A 378-nucleotide genomic window follows, 5' to 3' on the forward strand; every position below is an offset into this window, starting at 1 on the left:
TTGATATTTTTTTTATTACAAAAATTATAATATGCTTATATTAAAGATTTTTATCATAAAAGGGCCGATTTCATGGAGGGGATTTTAATGTGGATTATCACTGTTTATTCAAACGAAAAAGGCATTACAATGTATGAGTTTGATAGCGAGAAGGAAGCAAGAGAAGCATTACAGGATGTTCAGGGTTGTAAAATTCTTTCAGAGATTATTTATTTAAGTGAACAATCTCCTGCTTTAGTAGTAGTTTAATATTTTTTGGAAAATATATGGCGCCTTCAAACTAATAGTTGCGTAGAAAGCTTTAGGGGGAATCCCTAAAGTTTTTTTGTCTTTTGTAAAGATTAAAAAGTATTTACCATAAATTTTTTTAATGAACTT

At 28.3% G+C, this 378-nt stretch carries 1 protein-coding gene; it reads left to right on the forward strand.

Annotation, left to right across the window (positions count from 1 at the left end; translation table 11 throughout):
• The first annotated feature begins 87 nt into the window (after positions 1-87).
• Positions 88-249: a hypothetical protein gene (locus tag V7266_RS16320; protein WP_176541204.1), complete on the forward strand. Its 162-nt coding sequence runs from the start codon at positions 88-90 to the stop codon at positions 247-249.
• Positions 250-378: the final 129 nt, after the last annotated feature.

Origin of the sequence: Neobacillus drentensis (assembly GCF_036965645.1) — a bacterium.
Classification (GTDB): Bacteria; Bacillota; Bacilli; order Bacillales; family Cytobacillaceae; genus Neobacillus; species Neobacillus drentensis_D.